Source organism: Nocardioides luteus, assembly GCF_000960475.2.
GTDB classification, from domain to species: domain Bacteria; phylum Actinomycetota; class Actinomycetes; order Propionibacteriales; family Nocardioidaceae; genus Nocardioides; species Nocardioides luteus_A.
On record NZ_JZDQ02000026.1, the window covers coordinates 69,075 to 93,201 of the forward strand.

20 protein-coding genes are annotated in these 24,127 nt (G+C 67.8%); 2 read left to right on the plus strand and 18 right to left on the minus strand.

The window, feature by feature from the left end:
- Positions 1-69 precede the first annotated feature (69 nt).
- The 6 genes from UG56_RS18305 to UG56_RS18330 form a co-directional block, all read right to left on the minus strand.
- Positions 70-1,215, minus strand: a complete 1,146-nt coding sequence (locus tag UG56_RS18305) for a S8/S53 family peptidase (RefSeq protein WP_143055099.1) — start codon at positions 1,213-1,215, stop codon at positions 70-72.
- Positions 1,200-2,609: a type VII secretion protein EccB gene (locus UG56_RS18310; protein WP_045548160.1), complete on the minus strand. Its 1,410-nt coding sequence runs from the start codon at positions 2,607-2,609 to the stop codon at positions 1,200-1,202. The genes UG56_RS18305 and UG56_RS18310 overlap by 16 nt, the downstream gene beginning before the upstream one ends.
- A complete protein-coding gene (eccD, locus tag UG56_RS18315) occupies positions 2,609-3,979 on the minus strand; it encodes a type VII secretion integral membrane protein EccD (RefSeq protein WP_045548161.1) in 1,371 nt (456 codons plus the stop codon). The genes UG56_RS18310 and eccD overlap by 1 nt, the downstream gene beginning before the upstream one ends.
- A 184-nt stretch (positions 3,980-4,163) precedes the next feature.
- Positions 4,164-4,457: a WXG100 family type VII secretion target gene (locus UG56_RS18320; RefSeq protein ID WP_084101259.1), complete on the minus strand. Its 294-nt coding sequence runs from the start codon at positions 4,455-4,457 to the stop codon at positions 4,164-4,166.
- Between the two features lie 28 nt (positions 4,458-4,485).
- Complete coding sequence (locus tag UG56_RS18325) at positions 4,486-4,815, minus strand: WXG100 family type VII secretion target (protein WP_045548163.1); 330 nt, start codon at positions 4,813-4,815, stop codon at positions 4,486-4,488.
- A gap of 155 nt (positions 4,816-4,970) precedes the next feature.
- A complete protein-coding gene (locus UG56_RS18330; RefSeq protein ID WP_045548164.1) occupies positions 4,971-6,344 on the minus strand; it encodes a hypothetical protein in 1,374 nt (457 codons plus the stop codon).
- Between the two features lie 175 nt (positions 6,345-6,519).
- Here UG56_RS18330 and UG56_RS18335 point away from each other — a divergent pair, with 175 nt between their 5' ends.
- A complete protein-coding gene (locus UG56_RS18335; RefSeq protein WP_045548165.1) occupies positions 6,520-10,557 on the plus strand; it encodes a type VII secretion protein EccC in 4,038 nt (1,345 codons plus the stop codon).
- A 63-nt stretch (positions 10,558-10,620) separates the two neighbouring features.
- Here the strand turns inward: UG56_RS18335 and UG56_RS18340 are convergent, their stop codons facing one another.
- From UG56_RS18340 to UG56_RS18360, 6 genes are all read right to left on the minus strand, one after another.
- Complete coding sequence (locus UG56_RS18340; RefSeq protein ID WP_143055100.1) at positions 10,621-12,957, minus strand: protein kinase domain-containing protein; 2,337 nt, start codon at positions 12,955-12,957, stop codon at positions 10,621-10,623.
- Complete coding sequence (locus UG56_RS18345; protein ID WP_084101261.1) at positions 12,954-15,164, minus strand: protein kinase domain-containing protein; 2,211 nt, start codon at positions 15,162-15,164, stop codon at positions 12,954-12,956. Before UG56_RS18345 ends, UG56_RS18340 begins: the two co-directional genes overlap by 4 nt.
- A gap of 57 nt (positions 15,165-15,221) precedes the next feature.
- Positions 15,222-16,775 carry an ABC transporter substrate-binding protein gene (locus UG56_RS18350; RefSeq protein ID WP_143055101.1) on the minus strand — a complete coding sequence of 518 codons (1,554 nt, stop codon included), beginning with the start codon at positions 16,773-16,775 and terminating at the stop codon, positions 15,222-15,224.
- Positions 16,776-17,046: 271 nt separating this feature from the next.
- A complete protein-coding gene (locus UG56_RS18355) occupies positions 17,047-17,682 on the minus strand; it encodes a transcriptional regulator (RefSeq protein WP_256206735.1) in 636 nt (211 codons plus the stop codon).
- A gap of 118 nt (positions 17,683-17,800) precedes the next feature.
- Positions 17,801-18,643: a hypothetical protein gene (locus UG56_RS28435; protein ID WP_177191503.1), complete on the minus strand. Its 843-nt coding sequence runs from the start codon at positions 18,641-18,643 to the stop codon at positions 17,801-17,803.
- Between the two features lie 3 nt (positions 18,644-18,646).
- A complete protein-coding gene (locus UG56_RS18360) occupies positions 18,647-19,840 on the minus strand; it encodes a hypothetical protein (RefSeq protein WP_045548166.1) in 1,194 nt (397 codons plus the stop codon).
- A 156-nt stretch (positions 19,841-19,996) separates the two neighbouring features.
- Between UG56_RS18360 and UG56_RS18365 the strand changes: the two genes are divergently transcribed.
- Positions 19,997-20,287 (plus strand): DUF3592 domain-containing protein, encoded by a 291-nt coding sequence (locus UG56_RS18365; RefSeq protein WP_045548167.1) that lies wholly within the window; start codon positions 19,997-19,999, stop codon positions 20,285-20,287.
- On the opposite strand, the gene UG56_RS18370 is transcribed toward UG56_RS18365, so the two are convergent.
- The 6 genes from UG56_RS18370 to UG56_RS18395 all read right to left on the minus strand — a co-directional run.
- Entirely contained in the window at positions 20,284-20,895 is a 612-nt protein-coding gene (locus UG56_RS18370; RefSeq protein WP_045548168.1) for a hypothetical protein, read from the minus strand. The genes UG56_RS18365 and UG56_RS18370 overlap by 4 nt on opposite strands.
- 25 nt (positions 20,896-20,920) lie before the next feature.
- On the minus strand, positions 20,921-21,643 hold the full coding sequence (locus UG56_RS18375) for a hypothetical protein (RefSeq protein ID WP_045548169.1): 723 nt from the start codon (positions 21,641-21,643) through the stop codon (positions 20,921-20,923).
- A complete protein-coding gene (locus UG56_RS18380; RefSeq protein ID WP_143055102.1) occupies positions 21,636-22,259 on the minus strand; it encodes a hypothetical protein in 624 nt (207 codons plus the stop codon). The genes UG56_RS18375 and UG56_RS18380 overlap by 8 nt, the downstream gene beginning before the upstream one ends.
- 59 nt (positions 22,260-22,318) lie before the next feature.
- Positions 22,319-23,413 carry a hypothetical protein gene (locus tag UG56_RS18385; protein ID WP_045548171.1) on the minus strand — a complete coding sequence of 365 codons (1,095 nt, stop codon included), beginning with the start codon at positions 23,411-23,413 and terminating at the stop codon, positions 22,319-22,321.
- A gap of 47 nt (positions 23,414-23,460) precedes the next feature.
- Entirely contained in the window at positions 23,461-23,811 is a 351-nt protein-coding gene (locus tag UG56_RS18390; RefSeq protein ID WP_045548172.1) for a flagellar protein FlgN, read from the minus strand.
- Between the two features lie 109 nt (positions 23,812-23,920).
- Positions 23,921-24,127, minus strand: a 207-nt coding sequence (locus UG56_RS18395; RefSeq protein WP_071327185.1) for a WXG100 family type VII secretion target, incomplete at its 5' end; no start/stop codon positions are given.

Consider the following 24,127-nt stretch of genomic DNA (forward strand, 5'->3'; position numbering starts at 1 on the left):
ATCCGGACAGCGCAAGCTCCGGATCGGCGTTCTTCATTCTGTGGTCGATCGGTCCAACATCCTGACGAGCTACATCGAGCCCTTGCGCCGCGAGAACAGCGGCCGCAGGACCAGCCCGAGCCCCAGTGCGCCGCCGCCGCCGATCCCCCACCAGATCGCGTTCTCGCGGACAGCGGCAAGCGGGTCGACCTTCTCGCGGGCCATCGGGGCCTGCTCGACCTCCGGCGGCTCGGCGGCCTCCTCGACGGCGGGGCGGGTGAGCGCGTCGTAGGCGTTGACCACGCCGGCACCCCAGTAGCGGCCGCCCTGGCCCTCGACGCCCGAGGTGGTGCTGTAGAGACGGTCGATGACCTGGCTGGCACTCCAGCCCGGGTTGGTCGACCAGATCAGCGCGAGCACAGCCGAGACCTCAGCAGAGGCGAACGACGTCGAGATCGAGTCGACCCAGCACGGCTGACCGAAGAGCGTCTTCGACGGGGCTCCATACGTGGGAGCGGCTACGTCGGCGTTGGAATTGGGCAGCACTGTGAAATCGGGATCCGATGCCCAGGTGCCGGAGGCGCTGACGGTCACCACCGAGTCGTTGGCGTTGGGAAAGGCCTTGGTCGCGATGTCCCGGGAGTCCGTGTCGGTGATGATGCCGGACCAGTCCGCGGCCATCACCACGACGGCCCCCTTCTTGATGAGCGTGTCGACCGCCGTGTCCAGACCCGGCGCCGACTGAGTCGCGGGCAGACCGATGTCGACGATCAGCCCCTTCGCGTTGCCCTTGGCCAGCGAGTTGAGCTCGGCCACCATCCGCTTGGCGTCGACCGTCGACTTCTCCTGACCGACCTTGAGGACCGGGTGGTCGCTGAGCGCCGCCTTGGGCGCGATCTGGGAGATCAGGCCGGCCGCCACGGTGCCGTGATAGTCCTGCGCGCTGCGGCTGTAGCCGGAGTCGACCACGGCGATGCGGATCCCCTGGCCCTGCTTGCTCACCTTCTGAGCCTCGGCGATCCGCATGATCGCGAACGGAGCCACCCTCTCCGGCACCAGCGCGGTCTGCGTGTCCGCCTTCTGAGGGGCGCCGCCGCCGGTGTTCTTCTCGTACGCCTTGCACAGCGGGCGCTCCTCCGCTGCGTACGCAGGTCCCGGACTGCCCAGCAGAGTCAGCCCACCCACGACGGCAGCGAGCGCGACGCCCCTACGCAGCAGCGTCACTCGGACACGCACTTGCTCTCCTGAACCTCATCTGTGTTGGGCGGGCACAGTGCCAGCTCGGTCGACAGGGCAGCACCGCCGGGGAGCAGTTGCAGCCAGGTGCCAGGCACGATCGGACCGGAGTCGGTCGTCAGGCCGAGCCGCTCGACCGTGACCGGACCGTCCAGCGTGTTGACGGTGCCTCGAGCGTCGATCAGGTAGGGCACGGCGCTCTGCTTCTGGACGTCCTCGTCATTGGCGGCGTACACAAACGCTCCTCGGCCGGCGTCGACCATGGCTGCGGTGAGGTTGTCGGCCGCCGGCGGCTCGGACGACGGCCACGCTCGGTCTCCCGGCTCGACACCGAGACGTACCGTCGTCTTGTCCTCGGTCTCGAGCTTGGCGCACACACCGCCGGTGCCGGGCTCGAGCGTCGACCTCGGCCAGAAGGTGGACTCCTCCAGACGATCGCCATCGATGTTCGGCTGCGAATCCAAGGACTGCAGGTTGGCCTTGTCGCCGAAGGCGATGTCGTACACCTCGCTGGCGAAATCCTCGAGCCGCACCCAACCGGTCTCCGTCATGAGATAGTCCTTGGCCAGGTAGTGGCCCTTCGTGCCGATCGGGTACTCCTCACCCTCGACCGTTTGCCCCACCTTGGTGAAAGCGCTGCCGAAGGACGCCCCCGTCAGCGCCCCGCCCGTGGGGAAGAGGTTGACCCAGGATTGAGGCACCGTGGGAGTCGAGACCGGGTCGTCGAAGACGCGGTCGGCGTACGTTTCCGCGTCGCCTTCGATCTTGTAGCTGTACGCCTGCGTGTAGCCGTCCAGGTTCTCGCTCTCTGCGATCAGGTAGGTGCCCTCTTCGGTCTGCACCATGAAACCGGTGTCCGTGGCAGCCTTCACGTCCGGCTTCGCGGAGATGTTCAGGTACGTGCCCGCGCCGTTGGCCGTGCACGCGGTCCAGCCGGTGTTGATGAAGTCGGACTTCAGCGGCAGCTCTTCGGGGACCTTGGGACCGGAGAGGCCGATCGTTCCCTTCGGGAACTCCTTGTCGATCTCCTCCTGGTCGATGACCTTGGACTTCTTCTCCAGGTCGAGCCCGAGAATGAGCTGGGCACTGGTCAGGTTGACGACCGGGTACAGCTCCTTCTCGTTCTCGGGGCCGGTGACGACGTACCGCGCCCCGCCCTTGGTCACGATCAGGCCGGGCTGATCTGCCCAGCCCGTCGCGGGCCGGGGAGCGAGGAAGTGCGCGACGGCACCACCCGCGATGAGCAGCACCGCGAGCACGAGGCCACCGAAGACCGAGCGACCCGGTCTGGCCGGCTCGACCTCGCGCCCACCGGGGGCACCGGAGAGGAACGCGGAGACGAGACGGCGGCGGCTGAAGGCGTGCGCCTCGACGAGGTCCTTCTTGCTGGCCATCAGAAACCAGCCACCGCGGCGCCGAAGAGGCCCGAGGCGAGCACCATCAGCGGCAGCATCGCGAGCAGGCTGATCGTCTCGGCGACGTCGGCGAGCCGACCACGTCGGATCGAACCGACGTCGGGAACGAGCGTCAGCACCAGGAGTACGCCACCCGCGGCCGCCAGCACGACGGCGGTCGTCGGCCGCCACGACTCGTGGTAGACCAGCAGCGCCGAACCGATCGCGAGCAGGCCGGCGATCCCGGAGGCGAGACCGACGAGCACCTCCGAACCCGTCCGGTACTGCCGCGTACGCAGCATCAGCACGACACACGCGGCCAGAGCCAGCAGCGTGCCGAAGAGCCCGAGGCGGACCACGAACGGCGCGGTCAGCACGACCAGGACGCCGACGGAGAGCGAGATCGCGACCAGGATCTCGTGGGCGACCTTGGCATCGACCCGGACCTGGTCCTGGCGGATCTCGTCCGGGTCGAGGTTGATGTCCTCGTCGGAGTAGAGCTGGGGTACGTCGGTCTTGGTCGTGCTCAGGGCAAGCCACGGGAAGAAGCTGCCGGCCAGCACCACGACGACCAGCACGATCCCGAGCACCACACCGGCCTTCCAACCGGTCGCGCTCAGCAGCAGACCGGCCACCAGGAACACACCGCCGACGAGCGCACCCGGCATCGCCAGCATCCGGGCCTCGCCCAGGCCGAGGAAGCCGACCGCGGAGACGAGCATCGCGCCCGCACCGGCGAACGCCAGCGGCATCCCGACGCCGCCGTCGAGACCGAGCGCGCCGGCACCGATCAGGAAGCCGGCGACGGCGCCATAGACCTCGCCGATCCAGACCGCGGCGATCGCGGCGTCGTTCTCGGCCTCGAGGCGGGAGAGCACGATCGCGCCGCCGGCGAGGACGATGCCGATCACCGCAGCGGCGACGCCCGCGAGCATCGACGGCGCCTGGGTCCACAGGGCACCGGCGCCGAGGAGCAGCAGGAGCGCGGCAGCCAGCAGTGACGTACGTCGTCCTGCTTCCGGCTTCCAGGGAGCCATCTCGCTCTCGACGACATCGGTCATCGCCTCGACCACGTCGTCGTAGACCCGCGGCGGCTTGTCGTCGATCCCGGCGCTCACGGTGAGCACGCCGCCGTCCTCGACACCCTGCGGGATCAGACCGAGGTCACCGGCGAGCTTGCGGCCGTCGGCGAGCACGATGCGGTAGCCGGCGTACGCCGTCTGCGGGTCGAGCAACCCGACGCTTCGGGCGAGCTCGGGCACGAGCTCCGCCACGGGCACCGAGCCCGGCAGCACCAGATCCATCCGACGAGTGCCGGAGGCGACCGTGACCCGGACCAGCCCCGTGGGCGCCACCTGCGCCTGCGTCATTTCACGAACTCCTCGCGTCGTGCCTGTGCCCGAGACGAAACCGACCGAATGTCCCGAGATGTGGACCTGCATCGCGCCCGCCGAATCAGATGACGAGCGTCAGCGCTGACTTTGCCATAAATCCAACGACGAGGGGACCGGCGCCCTGCACCGGTCCCCTCGTGTTGTCTGTGTGCTGAAGAACTCAGCCGCCGAGGCCGGCGGCACCGCGCTGGTCGGCGCGGTGCATGTCGGCGTTGGCCTCGTTGACGAACTTGCTGCCCCGGTCCAGAGCCATGCCGAGCTCTCGGATGCTCTGGTTCCACTTGGCCTGCGCCCGGTTGTAGGCGTCGGCCGCCTGGCCGGTGAAGTTCTCCTGGAGACCCAGGATGTGCTGCTCGAGCGCGTCGAGCTCGCGGTCCATGTCCGCCACGCCCTTGAGCAGGACGTCGGTGATGGAGCCCATCTTTCCGTGGTTTACGACAATCTCTTCACCCATGATCAGTTCCTTTCAGTCCGTTGCGATCTCAGAAGGAGAACTTCGTGCTCTCGATCTGGCTGACGACGCTGCTGCTCTGCCCAGCGACGTCCTCGTCGGCCGAGGAGCCGAGCCTGCGGGCGTTCTCAAGGCCCGCGGTGAGCTCGTCGAGCGCGTTGGTGATCTCGCGGGACTTCTCGTTGTAGGTGTTCATGAGCTGCTGGAACGCGGTGCCGCCGGCACCCTTCCAGCCGCTGGCACCCTCGGCCTGAGCCTCGGAGACCGTGCGGGCGTTGACGCTCTGCAGCTTGCCCTTGGTCTCGTTGATGAAGTTGACGGCGGTGTTGATCGCCTGTCCTTGCTTGATCTCACTGCTCATGGTGCTGTCCTTCCACCGGCGGAACCGGTCTTCCTAGGTTTGATACCTGTCGGAGCCCGGCTCCCGATGGGCTCCCCCGAGGTCCGGACAATGTGTTCTTACCCCGTCTCCGGAGTTCTAAACACGAATCTCTGAACTTTTTTCAACCGTGCTGTCTAACCGTTGAAACCCGATTCCCACAGGTGACGGAAGAAGCCTGAGGAAACCACGAACGAGGCGATGACGGCGGCGCCGCACAGTGACTCCGACCAGTCGGCCCGAGCCGCCCACTTCGCCGAGCGCCACCCCCGGCCGGTCGCGATCGCCGCGATGATCACGGCGAACCCGATCACCACGACGCCCAGACCGAACCAGGAGACCAGCTCCGGGTCGACCCAGCCTACGAAGGCACGGACCCCGACCGCCAGCGCAATAACCCCGGCCACCCGGAGTACGCCGCGGGGCAGCCAGTAGCGGTAGCTGCGCGCCGACAGCAGGATCACGAAAGCACCGGCCAGCATGATCAACCAGCCGCCGACCCGGTCCACGTCGGCGGTCGCGGTCGCCACCAGCGCCGGCCCGCTGACCACGACGACACCGAGGATCGCCCACGAGGCGGCTGCCAGCGTGCGGGCGCCGCGCTCGGCCACCTCGGTGACCTCGTCGAACGGGACGGTCGCCTTGCCGGAGGTGGTCCGGGCCCGTGCCGACCAGGCGGTCACCGACAGCTTGGAGACATCGAGGAGATAGGAGTCGGGGACGTCGACGGCGTAGGACGGGACGATCCGGGCCGCGAGCGCGGCAGCGGCGAACAGGATCGACCACGGCACCTGCGGCGAGGTGCCGAGCAGGGCGCACAGCGCGGTCACCACGAAGACCGCGACCCCGGTCAAGGTCCAGACCTTGAGGGCGGCATCGACGGTGTCGACCAGCGAGCGCGAGACGGTGGCGATGACCGCGGCAGCCAGTCCGGCCACGCCGACAGCCAGCGGCAGCGTCTCCGGTTCGGGAGTGACGGTGGTGACGAACGCGGCGCCTGCGGCGAATGCCGGGGCGGCGATCGCCCGACGGGCTGCGTACGGCCCGCCTGGGAGGATCCCGACCAGGGCGCCGATCCCGAGGAGGCCGGCGATGGCCAGCCGCTGCCAGCCGTCGGCCTGGGCGCCGAATCCCGACGCCGCGACCGCCAGCAGGGTGGCGAGGCCGACCCAGTAGAAGGAGAAGCTGCCCGCGCGGATCGGCTCCGCGGTCTCGACGACCTCACGTCGTGCGTAGGCCTGCGTGGGCGGCGAGTCCGCTGCGAGCAGGGCGCCCGAAGTGATGCCGCGAGACGCGAGCGAGGCGTCCGGCTGGATCTTCTCGCCACGCCGGTCGCGCAGTACCGGCGCCGCGGGGAGGCCCACCGCGGTGGCGTACTCCCGGGCCAGGTCCGAGGCGTGCGCATCGGACGGAACCACGATGTCGACCACTCCGGCGGTGCCGTGAACCGTGATCGCCAGGCCGCCTGCTGCGAGCGCCGGCTGAACGGCATCGGCCGTCTGAGTGGGCATGACACCTCCCGGATGCGTGATGACCCTGTGACAGAGTTCCACATCGGAAGCTCCCACCGCCCGTTTTACCCGACCGGCACGGTAAAGGGTAGTAGCTGGGGTGTGGGCACTCTAAGATCCAGACCACCTGCGGCATCCGGGCCCGCGGGGCACTGAACCAGTCTCAGGGGGACACGTGACCATCGCTGCGACAGCCGGCGGTACCCGCACGGAGGAGCCGGAGGTCCCCGAGGGGGAGCTCTCACTCAACGCTCCGCCGGCTATCGAAGAGGGCGAGGGTGTCGGCGGCGTACTGATGAACGCCATCCCGATGCTCGGCAGTCTCGGTTCGATCGTGCTGGTCGCCACGATGCAGCCCGCGGGCGGCGCCGGTGGGGGTGCTCCGATCCAGAAATACCTCGCCGCGGGCATGTTCCTCTTCGCGACCCTCGGCTTCATCTTCGTGCAGATCGACCGGCAGCGGAAGCAGAAGCAGAAGCAGGTCGGCGGGCAGCGCACCGACTATCTGCGCTACCTGGCCGGCATCCGGCAGTCGGCACGCAGGGCCGGTGAGCAGCAGCGCAAGGCGCTGACCTGGCACTACCCCGCGCCGTCCTCGTTGCCGGCGATCGCCGAGGAGCGCAGCCGGCTGTGGGAGCGCCCGAACACCCACAAGCGCTACCTCGACGTCCGCTACGGCGTCGCGCACCAGCCCCTGGCGCTGACCCTGGTCCCGCCCCAGCAGACCCCGATCGACCAGGTCGACCCGGCCTCCGCGAGTGCGCTGCACCGGCTGCTGACGGTCCACCGGGTCCAGCCCGACCTGCCGGCGGCGACCAACCTGCGCGGGTTCGACAAGATGGAGATCTGCGGCAACGAGGACCAGGCCCGGGCGCTCGCCCGGGCTCTGATCTGCGGGATGACGGCCTTCCACTCACCGGAGCAGCTGATCGTCGCCGTGCTCACCTCCGAGCGCAACCTCGCCGAGTGGGACTGGGTCAAGTGGCTTCCCCACGCGCAGAGCGGTCGCGAGGTCGACGCCGTCGGGCCCCGCCGCATGGTGGTCACCAACATCAACGACCTCGCCGCGCTCCTCCCGACCGAGGTCGGCGAGCGCGCCCGCTGGGGGACCGACGACCGGATCCCATCCCCCCAGGTCGTGGTCATCGTCGACGGCGGCTCCGTCCCGCCGGGCAACCACGTGCTCCCCGACGACGGCATCCAGGGCGTCACCGTCATCGACCTGCCGACCCACTGGGACGAGCTCTTCGACTCCAGCCGCGTGCGGTTCCTGATCGACGACGAGGAGCCCGACGAGAACAACACCGTCCCCGGCTACCAGGTCCGCGTACGCATGGACCCGGTCCGCCTGCGCGTGGACCAGATGAGCATGGCGGACGCCGAGGCCTACGCCCGTCGCCTGACCCCGCTCTACACGGTCGCCCCGGAGGGTTCCGACGCGGCCGCCGAGACTCCGCAGGACACCGAGATCGCGGCGCCGAAGGACTACATGGCGCTGCTCGGTCTGGGCGACGTACGCTCCTTCGACCCCGACGTCGCCTGGCGTCCCCGCGCCAACCGCGACCGGCTGCGCGTGCCGGTCGGTGTCGGCGAGGCCGGGCAGCAGATCTACATGGACATCAAGGAGTCGGCCCAGCAGGGTATGGGGCCGCACGGCCTCGTCATCGGTGCGACCGGTTCCGGTAAGTCGGAGTTCCTCCGCACCCTCGTCCTCGGCCTGGTCCTCACCCACCCGCCGGAGGTACTCAACCTGGTGCTGGTCGACTTCAAGGGTGGTGCGACCTTCGCCGGGATGGCGGGCATGCCGCACGTCTCCGCGGTGATCACCAACCTCGAGGGCGAGCTCACCCTGGTCGACCGTATGCAGGACGCGCTCTCCGGGGAGATGACCCGCCGCCAGGAGCTCCTGCGCGAGGCCGGCAACTTCTCCTCGCTGAAGGACTACGAGAAGGCCCGTACGCAGGACCCGTCGATGGATCCGCTGCCGTCGCTGTTCATCGTGGTCGACGAGTTCTCCGAGATGCTCTCGGCCAAGCCCGAGTTCATCGACCTGTTCGTCGCGATCGGTCGTCTGGGCCGATCCCTCGGCATCCACCTGCTGCTCGCCTCGCAGCGCCTCGAGGAGGGCCGCCTGCGCGGGCTCGACTCGCACCTCTCCTACCGCGTCGGCCTGCGTACGTTCTCCGCGCAGGAGTCGCGGACCGTGCTCGGTGTGCCGGACGCCTACGAGCTCCCGGCGGTCCCCGGCCTCGGTTACCTGAAGCCCGACCCGACCAACATGCAGCGGTTCCGGGCGGCGTACGTCTCCGGGCCGCCGGCCGCAGGCTCACGGATCCGCCGCGACGAGGGCGGCAAGCTGCAGGGCATCTTCCCGTTCTCGATCGCCGAGGTGAAGCAGCTGGCGGCACCCGTCGAGGAGGAGGAGCGTCCGGCCGCGCCGGTCGTGGGCGCGGACGGCGTCGAGAAGTCGATGCTCGACATCGCGGTCGAACGGATGACCGGCCACGGCACCCCCGCCCACCAGGTCTGGCTGCCGCCGCTCGACATCCCCGACACGCTCGACTCGCTGATGCCCGACCTGACGACCTCGCCCGAGCTCGGCCTGCACTCGCCGGCCTGGAAGCGGCTCGGCGGGCTGGTCGTGCCGCTCGGCATCGTCGACAAGCCGCGCGAGCAGCTGCGTGACACCCTCACCGTCGATCTGCGCGGGGCCGCCGGTCACGTCGCGGTCATCGGTGCGCCGCGCACCGGTAAGTCGACCACGCTCCGCACCATCGTCACGTCCATGTCGCTGACCATGACGCCCCACGAGGTGCAGTTCTTCGTGCTCGACTTCGGTGGCGGTACGTTCGCGCCGCTGGCCAAGCTCCCGCACGTCTCCGGTGTCGGCACCCGTTCCGAGCCGGACGTCGTACGCCGTGTGCTGGCCGAGATCTCCGGCATCATCGACCGCCGCGAGGCTTACTTCCGGGCGCAGGGGATCGACTCGATCGAGACCTACCGCACCCGCCGCGCCCGTGGCCAGGCCGACGACGGCTGGGGCGACGTCTTCCTCGTCATCGACGGCTGGGGCACGCTGCGCGCCGACTTCGACGACCTCGAGTACGCCATCCAGGAGATCGCTCCCCGTGGCCTGACCTTCGGTGTCCACATCGTCGCGTCGGCGGGCCGCTGGGCCGAGTTCCGCTCCTCGATGCGCGACGTCTTCGGCACCAAGCTCGAGCTGCGGCTCGGTGACCCGATGGACTCCGAGCTCGACCGCAAGCTGGCCGCCCTGGTGCCGACCGGGCGCCCGGGCCGAGGCATCGTGAAGGAGAAGCTCCACTTCCTCAGCGCGCTGCCCCGGATGGACGGCGACGGCTCCGCGGCGACGCTGGGCGACGGTGTCGACGACCTGATCTCCCGGGTGTCGGCCGCCTGGCAGGGGCCTGCCGGCCCGAAGCTGCGGCTGCTGCCGGAGAAGATCACGATCGAGCGGATCCGCGAGCAGGCCGGCGTCACCGACGAGCAGCCCGGCAAGCGCATCCTCCTGGGCATCAACGAGAAAGAGCTGGCCCCGGTCGGTCTCAACCCCGACACCGAGCCGCACCTGCTCGTCTTCGGTGACGGTCAGTCCGGCAAGTCCACCCTCCTTCGCAACATCGCCCGCGAGATCATGCGGACGCATTCGCCGAAGGAGGCCCAGATCGCCGTGGTCGACTACCGGCGCTCGATGCTCGGCGAGATCCCCGACGACTACCTGGTCAGCTACCTCACCTCGGCGACCCAGGCGACGCCGGCGCTGAGCGATCTGGCGGCCTACCTGTCGAAGCGGATCCCGGGCCCCGATGTCACGCCCGAGCAGCTGCGCAACCGGTCCTGGTGGACGGGGGCGGACCTGTTCCTGCTGGTCGACGACTACGACCTGGTCTCGACTCAGCAGGGATCGCCGGTCTCTCCCCTGCAGCCGCTGATGGCTCAGGCACGCGACGTCGGCCTCCACGTGATCATCGCCCGCCGCTCGGGTGGCGCTTCGCGGTCGCTCTACGAGTCGGTCATCCAGTCGATGCGCGACCTGGCAATGCCCGGCCTGCTGCTCTCCGGCAACCCGGACGAGGGCCCGCTCATCGGCAACATGAAGCCGGTCCCGACCGTTCCGGGCCGTGGCCGCCTGGTCACCCGCGACCGCGGTGTCGAGGTCGTCCAGCTGGGGTGGAGCGAGTCCTCGGTGTAGTTCGCTCGCCTGTCTGAACGACGGAACGGCCCGCGATCTGATCCAGGTCGCGGGCCATTCCGTCTAAAGGGTCCCGGTCCCGTTGTTGTTGGAGGCCTTACGCAACGGAGGGTGGGTCTGGAACTGGTCCGCGCCGGGCATCTCCCACGTCTCGACAGTGAACGCGTCCTTGCCGGAGATCAGGACCGACGCCTTGTTCAGGTACTTGTAGTCCCCGTCGCTAGAGCGCAACGGGTTGACCAGGTCGTCCTTGCCGTCACCGTTGACGTCGGCCGTCGCGGGGATCTGCGACCCACTGACGGTGTCGTCGTTCGTGACCGGGTCGTCGATGTCCCATGACGGCTCGTGGACGAACTTCGTGCCCTTGGCGTCGTAGGAGTAGACCCGGAGAGCCCACTTCTGGTCCACGATCTCCTGGGTGATCAGCTCGTCCTTCCCGTCACCGGTGACGTCGGCGATGATCGCCGACCCCGCGGACCTGTCACCGTCGGGTCCGGGCACCTCGAGCTCGGTCTTGATGAGCTTCGAGCCGTTGCTCATCAGCAAATCGGTTGCGATCGGCGACCTCTCCCTGGCGCCCGCGATGATGTCTGCTCGCTTGTCGCCATCGAAGTCACCGACGTCGAAGTTGACGTCGAACGTGGTGCCGTTCCAGGGACCGGTGTACCAGTCGGTGCTCCTCCCCCACGTGTTGTCTGCCTGGCTCGCCATGACCGTGACGTGGATCTGGAGATCCTTGAGCTTGCCGAGCTCGTCGTCATCCGCCGGCAACTTGGTCCCGTTGCCGACAGAGATCATGCTGATGTCGTCGCGTCCGTCGCCGTTGAAGTCGGCGCAGAACATCGCCAGGCGCTTGCCCGAGGCCGGCACCTGGATGGAGCCGTCCGGCTGATCCTTGGCGTTGGACTCGACGCTGAACGTCGATCCGACGCCGGACACCTGAACCACGTCGACCCGCCCATCGGCGTCCAGGTCGCCCAGCAGGTTGCCGAACCTGAGGCCCTTGCCGGAGCCGGTCTTGAACCCCTTGCCGGTCGAGGCGAACAGCGTGGCGGCGTTGCTGTCCCAGTTGTAGTTGATGTCGCCGAAAGGGGCACCGAGGACGAGGTCACCCAAGCGGTCTCCGTCGATGTCTCCACGCACCGCCGGCTTGGGCTTCACCGGGGTGTTCTCTGTGGTGGTGAGGGTGATCCCCAGAGCAGCTCCACCCGCGACGACGACCGCAGCCGCGGCGCCCGCCGCGACCCACCATTTGGTCTTGGCGCGCTTGAGCGTGACGGTGGCGCCGGAGGCGAACCCCATCTGGCGCCCCGCCATGGCCGCGAACCGGTCCCTGACCCGAACGGCGTCGCTGGACCGTTGAGCCGGGTCCTTCATGAGCAGGCCGCCCTGGCCGGAGAGCAGATCGTTCGCCTGCAGGGTGAAGTCGTCGCGTCCGGCCAGCGTGGGGATCGGCTGAGAGCTGTGGGCCATCGCCGTCTCGACGTCGTTCGCCCCGGTGAAGGGCACCTCGCCGGTGACCAGCTCGTAGAACAGGCAACCCAGCGAGTAGAGATCGCTCGCCGGGCTGGCCGGCGCACCCATCGCGCGCTCGGGAGCCAGATAGTCCCAGGCACCCGAGTGGAGGCCGGGACGGGCCGTCGCGGAGTCGTCGGCACGTGCCGCCGCGAAGTCGGAGAGATAGGCGTACGGCGGGCTGTTGCCGTCACGCAGCAGGATGTTCGACGGCTTCACGTCGCTGTGCACGACGCCGACCTCCGGCGAGTGGATCGCGGCCAGGCCGTCGGCGACCTGGGCACAGATGTCGGCGGCCACCGGTCCGGGGAACCGGCCATGAGCCTTCAGCAGCGAGCCCAGGTCGCCACCATCGGCGTACTGCGAGACCAGATAGGGCGCTCCGTCGTTGGTCCGGCCATTGGTGTAGACGCCCAGGATGTGGGGAGAGTCGAGCTTGGCCATCAGCGTGGCCTGCTTGTCGAACCGGGACACGAACTCCGGGTCGCGGGCGCTCCGCCCGAGGAGCACCTTGATGGCGACCGCTCGATTGAGGCGGGTGTCGGTGGCCTTGTAGACGACCGCGCTGTCGTTGGAGGCCACCTGCTGCTCGAGTCGGTAGGGGCCGATCATCCCGGGGGTGTCCTGGGGCGCTGACGCGGGCGCCGGACCAGGCTTGGGTGGCGTCGGGGTGAGCGTGGGTGGGGGCGGAGGAGGCGGGGTGGACCGTCCCGGCGCCTGCGTCGACGGCGGTGGCGGTGGGGGCGGCGGCGTACCGGTGGGGCCACTGGGTCGAGCGATCCGGGGCCGGATCGTGGTCTTGTCGGGGTCGTCGACGGCCGGGCGCTCGAAGGAGGGCTCGGGCCCGCGCGGGGTGTTGTCGGGGATTCCGGTGGAATCGCTCATCCGATGGTTCCTCCCATGAGGTTGTAGCGACGTACGTCATCGGGCGACGACTTCCACGTCGCCAGCTCGTGGCCCTGGAACGAGCCCTCCTTCGCGGCGAGAGCCACATAGAACGCGTACGGGCCGTCGCTGGTGTCCTGAGAAACCGCGATGACGTCGGTCAGTCCGTCCCCGTTCACGTCCGCAAGGGTCACCGGATACCTGCTGGTGGTCTCGAGGGTGTTGCGGGGCTTGTGGAGCTTCCCGCGAGTGGCGAGTGAGAACTCGGTCAGGTCGTCGCTGAAGGTTCCGACCGTGATCGTCTGCCCCTCGCCTCGGCCGGACTCTGCGGCGACGATCTCGTCCCGGCCGTCGCCGTTGAGGTCGCCAGCGACGAAAGAACTGATTCCCTGGTGCTTGAAGGGGAACGATTTGGCCGCGGCAACGCCGGCGCCATCCCCTTGGTAGAGGTCCAGCTCCGAGGTCCCACCGGTGAGTGTCATGTTCTCAGGGGAACCTGGAGCTCGCTTCAGTACCACCAGGTCAGCCTTCTTGTCGCCGGTGAACTCACCGACCACGACCTGTTCCCTGTCTTCAGCCGGGTAGGCCGCGAACCGCGTCGGCTCCGCAAACCCCGACCCCGTGCCGCGATAGACCCAGACGGCACCGTCCCCGACCGTTCTGCCATGCTTGTCCAGGTCAGGGTCCGGGTTGCCGAAGCTCGTGGTCATGTACAGATCGGCGACACCGTCACCGTCGAAGTCATCGGCGCCCAGGTCGTAGTAGAACGTCGACCCGGCCATCTTCTTGCCCTGCTCCACGACCCCCGCGGGCGCTTTGAGCGATCCCTCCAGATCACCGTGGATGGTGAAGCCCTTCTCGCTCCGCACGAAGGTGACGAACGAGTTCTTTCCCTCACCGGTGAAGTCGGCGCAGAGCGGAAACACCTCGCTTCCATCGTTGTCCTCGGGAAGCGCAGGGTCGTCGTACGTCACCGGCTTCGACGGGGTCAGGGTGCGGCCGTCCGACTTCCAGGTGACCACGTCGACACCCTTCCCGTCGGGGTTCTGGACGTTGGTGACCACGTCACCGAACTTGTCACCGTTCACATCCGCGTACGCAGCACCCTTGACGGTCGGGACGATGGGCTCGGGGCCGTCCTCGACCCAGGGCTGGGTGATCGCGAGTGCTCCACCGACCCCGAGGGCGGCCACGCCGACCATCGCCGCGCCGACCCGGAGCGGGGTGATCCTGGACGGTCGGGCCTGCTCCTCGATCAGGATGGCCTCGGCCTCGGTGGGCGGCCTGATCGCGGAGACGAGGACGGGCATCGGGTTCGGGTCCGTCATCGACGGAGCCGGCCGGAGCTGCGGCGGAGAGGTGATCTCCCGCAGCTTCAGCAGGTCGTCCTTGAAGGCCGCCGCGCTCTGGTAGCGGCTCCGCGGGTCCTTGGCCATCGACAGCTGCAGGATCCGGTTCGCCGTCCGGGTCCACTCGTCGTCGCCGAGGAACTGCGGGATCGGCGCGCTCTGGTGGGCCATCGCGACCTGGACAGCCGCGCCCGAGTAGGGGATCTTGCCGGTCAACGTGAACCAGAGCATGCAGCCGGCGGCGTAGATGTCGCGCGTCGGCGCCGGCTTGATCGGCCGGCCCTGCGCGTCGCGGTCGTCGCGGACGTACTCGGGGGCCAGGTAGTTCCAGGTGCCGGTGATCCCTCCGGCGGGCGAGTCCGACGAGGAGGTCGCGATGCCGAAGTCGCACAGGAACGCGAACGGATCGAGCGGGCTCTCCGGGTTGCGGACCAGTACGTTCGACGGCTTCACGTCCTGGTGGATGATGCCGACCTGGTGGGCGTCGTGGAGCGCCCCCGCCACCTGGGCGTTGATCAGGCACGCCAGGTGCGGCGCCAACGGTCCCTTCGAACGTACGAGGCCGGTCACGTCGCCACCCTTGATGAACTGGGTGACGATGAACGGGCTGCCCTGCTGCTCGCCGATGTCGTAGATCGCGATGATGTGGGGCGACCTGATCTGCGCGAGGGTCTGCCCCTCGCGGATGAACATGTCGATGAACTGGCGGTCGGCGAGGTGGGCGTGCACCATCTTCAAGGCCACCTGGCGCTCGAGTCTGGTGTCGAAGGCGTCGTAGACCACGCCCATCCCACCCTCGCCGAGAATGCGATCCAGGCGGTAGTGGCCGAACACTGCCCCGGGATGAAGCGTCGTCATGCCCGCACCCTATTCAAGGGTTGTGGCGACCAACCACTCCAAAATTCGAAAAGTCGCCTACTTCTTGGTCGGCGACCACTCGACGATGGTCGAGACGAGCGGCGCGACCTGACCCGACCGCGGGCGTACGCTGTCGACCTTCTTGTCGATCACCGTCACCGTCGGGTTCATCACGATCGGCACCACGATCGAGTCCCTGACCAGCGACTTCTCGATCTCGACGCGTACGTCGCGGGCCTCGTAGGGGTCGGCGGTCCGGGCCAGCTCGCTGATCAGGCGGTCGCGTTCACGGTCGCCTCCTCCGGTCGCGTTCCGGCTGCCCTTCGTGCCCCACTGTGCCGAGATCTCCTCCGGCGTCTGCGGGATCGGGATCCGGGCGAGGACGGCGTCCCACCTGTTGCCGGACAGCAGCTTGTCGGCCGAGGAGACGCCACAGTCGGCGGTGGACCAGCCCTCGTCGTCGACGGCGTTCGCGATCGTGTCGTAGGCGCCCGAGGCGAACGCGCTCGACTTGTCGTAGGAGATGCAGACCCGGGCGCCAGGCGGAGCCTTGGCGTCCTCGGAGGCTCGGAACTTCGTGGAGAACCCGGAGTCCTCGGTCGCGATCTGGTAGCCCTCGCCGCCCGGCGGGAACAGGACGACATCGGTGGCTTCGTACGCCTCGGCCCAGTCGCCCGCGCCACCCTCGGAGATGTCTCCGCGGGGCACGGCGCGCAGATAGGCGGTGCGCGTCTCCTTGCGCTTGAACACGCCACGGTCGGTGCGGAGGGTCAGCGCCCACATGGTGCCGTCGTTGGCGGTCGCCACGCCGTAGTCGCGGCGCTCGAGGTCGCGCACCTGCTTCCGGTTGCCCTTCGTCGGGGCGACCTGGACGACGTCGACCTTCTCCCCCAGGCTGTTCAGCGCATCGGGGCCGGCCGGGGTGAGGCGTACCTGCTCGTAGGTCGGCTTCGCCTCGCCCGCGTATTCGGGGTTGGCCTCGAGGTCGACCTCCTGGCCGGCCTCTCCGGTCGAGATCTTCGAGATCTTGTAGGGCCCGCTGGAGAGCAGTGCGTCCTCGGACGCCTTGCCGTCCTCGGCGACCGTGAAGGTCGACTTCCACGCCTCCGCGATCTTGGTGAGCTTCGCGGTGTCGGACTCCTCGATCGCGGTCTCGACGACCTCCTTGGCCTCGATCGGGTCCTCGATCTTCAGCGCCTTCTGCCCGACGACGTGCGCCGGCACGGCGACGTCCAGGGCCGTACGCCAGTCGACCACCGGCACCACGAGCGGCACCTCGATGGCGCGCGCACCCTCGTCGACCTCGGGGATGTAGGCGCTCTTGGTCAGACCCGTCGGCACCCCACCGAAGTCGACGTTGCCGTCGGGGCTCCCCTCCTTCGGAGTGCGGAAGTAACCCGAGCTCGCCGCCCAGGCGAGCATGAGGTCGGCCGTGTCGATCGGCACCCCGTCGGACCATGTGGGCTTGGCCAGGTCGTAGCGGACCCGGGGCTGGTCGCCACCCTCCATGGTGACCTTGCCGAAGGTCTCGTCCATCTCGACGCTGTCGTCGACCAGGGTGCCGAAGGCCCCGCGGGTCACCGAGGCGATGTCGAGGTTCCCGTCGGTCACGCTCGCCGCGTTCGCCGGGTTGGTGCTGGTCAGAGACCCCGTCCACGCGACGGTGACCTCCGTCCCCTCCTCCACCGACGCCGGCAGATCACCCGAGCAGGCCGTGGCAACGAGCGCCAGACTGGCAACCGAAACGAGCCCTATGCGACGACGTGCCCCAGGATGCACCTTCAAGTCCCCTCTCCGAGACAACGGACGCCCAGATCCTAACGAGCCCCGGCGGAGACCTGCTACCGACGTAGCCGGTCCCCGCCGGGCAGGATGCCGAGACTCAGCTGGCGGGGATCTCCACCTGCTCGGTGAACTCGGCGATGGTCTTGTCCGAGCCGATCACCTTCGCGCCGTCGCGCTCGTACTCGACCAGGTACGTGTCGGCCTTCTCCTCCACCCGGAAGGCGATCCAGCCGGTGTGCTCGCCGCCGTCGCGCCGCTGCACGTCCTCGAGCGGCGTACGCTTCGCAGCGGTCAGCTCCTCGGTCATCAGACGGGTGTCAGCGCTCTCGAAGTCGGCGCCCTTGTCCCAGGAGATCTCGAAGTTCCCGTCCGAGATCCGGCCGCCGTACTCCTTGCCGGGCTTGATCTTCACCTGGAGCAGCACGACCTCGCCGCCGTCGGCGATGAGGTCAGCCTCCTCCGTCGACGGGAAGTCACGAACGGCCGAGACGATCTCGATCGTGTCGCCCATCTCGGGGTCCTCGAGCGTCTTCCCGATCTTCACCTCCGCCTCGGCGGCGGCCGGCGCGGCGGACGGCGACTCGGACGCCGGCGCGCTGGACTCGACCTCGACCGCCGCGTCAGCGTCGGCACCGGTGTCGTCGGAGCCGCATCCGGTCAGGGTGAGCGCGAGGCCGAGGCTGAGCCCGGCGGCAGCCAGTCGGCAGGTCCGGACGGTGGTGCGAGTACGCATGAAGAAACCTTTCAACAGTGAATGTTCCCGAGATCGAGAGGTACGCGCGTCACCCTGGCAACCCGAACCCGTCTGGTCGCGCTTTACTTCGGCGTGTCGCGCGGTGATCCCTCTGACATCACCCGACCTGCTTGTCGCTCGCGTCGAACTCGCGCCATCCGACGTGGCGATACTCCAGAACCCGCCGCCATTCCCGCTCGTCCAACCCGTCGAGCTCGGACCAGTAGCCCAGCGGCATCTCCCGAAGCCGGATCCGGTCTCCTTCGTCCACCTCGACCAGCCGACGTTGGATGAGGATCTCCAGGAGCCTGTCGCGCGCCTTGCTTGCCCGCACCCGCCGGCCCGAACCGCGTGGCCCGCGCGGCGGCGGCTTCCGGCTCTTCGCGCCGCCCTCGGGCTTGGAGACCAGCTCGAGAACCAGACGTGCGGTTCCGAGAATCGCGGCGACAAGCGCCAGCGCACTCAGCCAAGGCATCTCGGGAAGGTCGAGGACCAGAAGCAAGACGTACGCTGCGACCGCGCCGATCGCGGGGACAGCCGCTGTCGCCACCCCGTAGGCACTTCGCCGGCGCGTCTCCCACCACGTGGAGAGCCCCAAGCCGGCCATGAGGATCGCGAGCCCGAAGGCGACGCGGGCCAGCCACAGCAGTCCCTCGGCGCCGGTGCTCTGCGCCGGGGCGAGCGCAACAAGGACGAGCCCGATCACGGCGGCCCCGTAGAACGGCGCAGCGATCAGAGCGAGAATCCCCACGGCGACCACACCCACGAGCTTCAGCGCGAACGTTCCCGGCAGCGGCGGGTAGTCACGATCGAGCACCGCGGCCTCCGCCTCGCCCCAGTTCAACGGCTGGGAGAACGGCGCCGTACGCGCCCAGCTGTCGACCGCCTCCCGAGCCCACACCTTCTCTGCTTCGTCGGTCTTGCGTGCCCACGCCATGAGCACCTTCGGCACCTCTGCCATCAGCTACTCGCCCTTCTTGGCGAGCCACTCCGGGTTGATCGCCAGCGCCGTGACGTAGGCGTCCTTGGTCGGGAAGTCGACGTCCTCGACGTCGATATCCAGGGCAAGGGACGGCTTCCCCGTGGCGATGTCCGTGCGTACCAGGCTCAACTCGGTCAGCTCTGTCCAGACACGATCGCTCCGACGCTTGGTGAAGCGCTTGTGCAGCTCGGTGTCGTTCGTGACCGTGTAGGCGGCATTCGACGAGTACGCCAGGACCTCCGCGTCGAGCCCGACATAGCCCTCCAGGTAGCCGACCTCACGCGCCGTGACGGGCCCGGCCTCAGGGGTCGGAAGCGGCGCGCTCCACATCGTGTTCTCGACCACCCAGACGAGCTGGTCGTCCACGACCGTCACTGCTGCCGGGGCGCCGATCTGCGAGGAGGCGTCCTTCGGATAGACGATCTCGTGGTCGACGGCCGCTTTCGCCGCCGGCGTCCCCTTCGCGGTGTTCCAGGTGCGTACGAAGTCCTGGTGGTCGTCGTTCTCCCACCCTTCGTAGACGATGCCGTCGACACACGGCGACGTGACGCCCGGACCAGTGGGCTCCAAGGTGCTCAAGATGTCCGTGCCGTCGTGCGGGTAGGCGGAGGTCAACGCCGCACGGTCCCACTGGTCCTCCGGGATCGAGTCGCTGTCCTCCTCGAACGCCTTGGTGCCGGTTCCCCTCCCCGGAGCGAACACGCGCTCACCACACACCGCCGCAGTCGAGGTCTGGCCGTACGGCGACACCCGCGTGGTCGTCTTGCCGCTCTCGCCGTCGATGTAGGTCACGAACGGATCCTTGGACGAGTCAGCGGGGCTGAAACCGACCAACGTCCCCGTCCCGACCGGCACGCGGTACCACTCATGACTCGTCTCGAGAGACTCGTCACCACTCGTGCGCTTGTGGTCGGTGAGACCGGACTCGTCGATCACATAGTCGTGCTTCGGGTCGGAGGTCGTGATCCCGTGCTCCGTCCACGAGATCCCGGCACCCTCGACCTCGTCGAGCTCGATCGCTCGGGTCTTTCCCTCGGGCGAGACCAGCACGAGATAGCTGGAGTCCTCTCCACCCTCCTGCACCCGCATCGCCAGGACCGCGTCCTCGATCGCGAAGTCCGTGGGCGGCGCACCAACGCTGCACCCCGAAACCAAGGCCGCCGTGGCCACCGTCATCGCTGCGATTCCCCGAGTCACCGGTCACATTTCCCGTCATCAGATGAGTGAAGTCGCGCCTAGGCTAACGATCCCCTGACCGCGGTCCACCGCCGACATAGCCGCGCGCCGTTGCCCGTTAGGGTGTGGCCACAGCCTCGGGCGAGCGGAGCAATCATGAGTTCAGGTGACGTCGGCGCGCTGCTGATCGGCATCGCGATGCTGATCCTCCCGACATGGCTGACGACTCAACTCGTACGCCGCTGGCGACGCCTGGCCAGCTGGACTCGCACGCAGGGGACGATCCGCCACGTCTGGAAGAAGAAGCACGATTCGTCGGCAACCGGAACGGCCTCGTCGGAGACATCCATCCACGCTCGCTACGAGTACCGCGACAGCCGCGGTATCCACCACGCCGTCGGAGCTCTGGTCGTCGCAGCGGTGATGGTCGTCGACCTCACCCGTTAGCGCTGCGCCGGCGGCGGCGCCCAGCGAAGGGTCGAGGCACACACATCGAGTGCCGTCTTCCAGCCGATGAACTTCGGGTCGGTGGCCGCCATCTCTGCCGGGCGGGCGATGGTCGCCGTCAGCTGCAGACCGCGGCGCCGGTTGGAACCCGGGACCGGGGCGACGTAGACGATCGACGTCACCACGATCGAGCCGCCCTCGATCTCCTTGCGCGCCTCACGTTCGAACCGGATGAATCGCTTGTCGCCGAACAGGGGCTTGGCGCCGTACTCTCGGATCGCGTGCGCGACGTAGGCGTCGAGGCTCTCGCCGTTCGGCGACCGACGAATCGTAGCGAACATGGTGCCGGGGACGTACGCCCTGGTCGTCGTCTCACCGGTGGCCGCGAAGTAGGCGACCACGTTCTGCTGCTTCATCAGCGTGAACGCCTGGTCCAGCTGCGTGCGGAAGGTCGCGTGCAGGTCCGGCCTGTTGGCGGCCATGCAACGTGCCTTCAGCTGGGCATCGATCGCGTCGCGATCTGTCTCGCTGGGAGCGTGCCGTTCCCAGCCGTCCAGGAGCTTCAGATAGAACTCCGGGTCCTTGGTGACGCCAAGGGCCTCTCGCAAGGAACCTCCGCCATTTACGGACATGTCAGGCCCTTCCATCAGTAGAAAAGAGGGGAGTCCGGTCGAGCTCATCGAACTCGTCGTAGGACACGATCGACCGCGCCCGCAGTGTGGTCAGCGCGCGATGACGCGACGCGAGCAAGACCTCCAGGTCGTCGGACGACAAGGTGGTCACATCCACAGCCGGCGGCTTCTCCTTCGAGTAGAGCCGAAAGGCCGCGACGAGCGCCACGATCTCCAGCACCAACAGCACCACAGGCGCAAGCAGGAGTGGGAATCTCGGGTATGCCTCAGGGTCGCTGACGAGGATCAGGACCAGCAGGAGGACGGTCGAGATCAGCAGGATCACCGAGAACCCGACGAGGTTCCTGTTCCACTGCCGATGCGACTCCTGCAGCCACGGAACCAGGAAGTAGAGGATCGAGACAGCACCCAAGGCACAACCGATATAGATGAACGGGACTTCGACACCGGCCGAGAAGTCCTCGGAGAACTTCGTCAGGCCTCCGCCGCTGAGGAAGACGCCCGCGGCGATCAACGGACCGCAGAGTCCGATCAGAGCCACCCAGAAGATCAAGCCGGCGCCGACCTTCGTCAGCCCGGAACGCTGGCGTTTCCGGGCAGCAGCCTCCAGCTCCACCTGGGCGTAGTCCAGGACGACGCGGTTCAGCTCGTTGATGTCGAACTTCTTGAAGTTCCCATGGACCGTCGCCCACGTCGACGGACTCGGCGCTGCGGCCTTAGGCATTCGAGGACAACTCCCACTCATCGGCGTCCGACCTGGTGATGCCAGGGACGGCTTCGGATACGAACGGCTCGCCATTCGGCTGCGTGACGCGCAGGTTCGAAAGGATCAAGGGCATCTGCGCGAGCGTCATCTCGAAGACACGACGCTCACCCGACTCGACGATGACCAGGACGCTTCCTGATGGCGCGGTGAACGCGAATACGGCGGTCGACAGATGGTACAGAACCCGATGGATCTCTTCGTCGCGGGTCGCCAGGCACTTGAGGCCCGGCCCCATCTCCGCTCCGGGATACTCGTCGATGTCGAATCCGGCCTGACGCCATTCCTCCGGTGCGTACGGCTCCCCTGTGGCGAGGATGACTCGGATGCGGCTCGATACAGGAACCGACAGCGGCCAATGGACCATCGTCGCAAGGGTTCCCGCTGCGTCAGCCAACGGGAAGACGCTGTTGAGCGTGTCCTCGACCAAGGCCTGCGCCGTCGAAGGATCGTCCCACCGTGGCGCAAGCCGCGCGCACTCGTTGCGTACCCAGGTCTCCTGATCCTTCGAGTCACGTGGACTCAGAGACCAGTTGTCTTCCGGGTAGATACCCTCAGCAGTCCATTCGTCTTCCATGATCATCCCCTGTCAAGAACGCCGGCCGTACCGGTGGACATCGCTACCAACACCCCGGATCAGCCGAACGGGTTGTCGGTGAGCGTGTCCGGCAGGCCAGTCGCGGCGCCGACTGCACTGAAGGACGCCGCGATCTGCTTTCCGATCGCGCCCTGGATCTCCGCGCCCGCCCAGCCCGCCTTCGCGTAGTTGCCGAGCCTGGTGAAGTCTCCGACCTCGAGCCCCGTGTGCAGGCTCGTCATGATGTCGGGGAAGCTCTTGATCGCTGTCGCCTCACCGATGCCTCCGGCGACCTTGAAGCCGGCCTTGAACTTGGCGAACTTCGATGCGCCGTCACCCAAGGCGGTAATCCCGTCCGCCATCTTGCCGAACTTTCCGAACGGAATGACGTCCAGCACGGCCAGTCCCAAGTCCGCGAGCGAACATTCGCCGGCGCAGAACTGGATCGTCCGGCAGAGTAGGATCGCGGCCGAGACGGCCAGCGCGATCGCCGCGATCGGCCCAGCGACGAAGAGCCCGACGACGAAGAGGACCATACCGATGACCTCGAGGACGGCGATGATGTCATCGAGGACCTCCCAGAAGCCGTCCTCGATCTTGCCGGACATCTCGTTGCCGATCCCGCTGACCGCGGCGTCGTACGCGTCCTCCCAGGAGTCGTAGTAGCCGTCCCAGGTCTCGGCGGCGTTCTCCCAGTCGGTACGCGCCTGTTCCTTCGCTTGGTCGGCTTCCTCCTCCTGCTGCGCCTCCGGACTTCCTTCCTCCGGCCCGGCGCCCGGAAGGTGGTTGGGCGCACCCTCCATGTTTTCGAACTTGGCCCACAGGTCCTCGCAGGTGTCGACCTGGGACCTGATCAGCGGCTGCCACTGCTGGAGCTCTTCGCCGTACTTCGCAATAATCGGACCGACCGGCCGATAAAGCTGACTGGCTTCGCGGAGAGTCTGGTGGGAGTCACCGATCTTGTCTTGAAGCTTCTCTACTGCCTTGCCGTCCATCTCACCGTTGGCGAGATCATGGGCGGCGATCATCGCCAGTTCATCGGCGCAGGAGCTCATCATCTCGCCCAGTCGCTCGATGGCGTTCCCGCGCTCGATGATGCCGGAGGGGTTGCCCTCCACGGTCTTGATCTCTCTGCCCTTAGGGGACGAGTCCATGGTCTGTGCGCTCCTTGGTCCGAGCAGGTCTGTCGTGGATACGCGTCTTAGACGGCGGCGCCCGAAGGAGCACCACCGGGTGCCCCGGGGGCTTGGATCGAAGTATTCGACTGGAACTGAAGAGCAGTCTCGCTGTCCCAGTTCTCGAAGCCGTCGACTACCCCTTTGACGTGCTCCTGGAGCTCCTTCAGGCTCTCCTTGAGTTCGTCGCGCTTGTCATCCCAGCGCTCTTCGAAGTCCTGTGCCTTGTCCCGGAGGTCGCCGCGGCCGTATGGATTGCCGATGTCCGCCTCGAGCTCCTCGGACTGGCTCGTCGCGTTCTCGAACTCGCTCACGATCGAGTCCAACTGTGTCGCGATCCTCGAGAGTGTCTCGATCTTGATCTTGACGTCCGCCACCGCTCGCTCCCTTTCGCTCTTCCATCAATCTGCCCGGTCAAAGTGCTGAAATGCCGCTTTGGGCGGGGCGATCACTCACGTGTCCGCCCCGCCCAACCAAGCGAGTGGATCAGCCGCCGGCGAGCTGCGAGTCCAGGTCCTGGATCGCGGTCGCCATGTCACGCAGAGCCTGAGCCATGTCCTCGACACCAGCAATGGCGTCCTTGAGGCCAGTGGTCATCTCGGTGTAGCCGTCCTGAAACTTACCGGACGCCTTCTCCGTCTTGAACCCGTCCTGAACGAGCTCGTCGACGTAGCCCTGGCACTCGTCCAGCGC